A 237-nucleotide genomic window follows, 5' to 3' on the forward strand; every position below is an offset into this window, starting at 1 on the left:
GCGACCGCCGACGCGAGATGCGCGGGTTCATCCTCATCGAGCGGCGCCGGCCGCCCGTGCGCGACGTCGCAGAACGGACAGCGCCGCGTGCACAGCCCGCCCATGATCATGAACGTGGCCGTGCGCTGCGCGAAGCACTCGCCGATGTTCGGGCACATCGCCTCCTCGCACACCGAATGCAGCCGATGCTCGCGCAGCACGGCCGCCACGTCGGCGACCGTCGTGCTCATCATCGGG

Annotated in this window: 1 pseudogene; it reads right to left on the minus strand. The window is 70.9% G+C overall.

Annotated features, from left to right (window positions below):
- Positions 1-237, minus strand: a pseudogene (locus SB786_RS37630) (lipoyl synthase); the annotation flags it as partial.

Origin of the sequence: Burkholderia sp. SIMBA_062, assembly GCF_046534765.1 — a bacterium.
Classification (GTDB): Bacteria; Pseudomonadota; Gammaproteobacteria; order Burkholderiales; family Burkholderiaceae; genus Burkholderia; species Burkholderia ambifaria.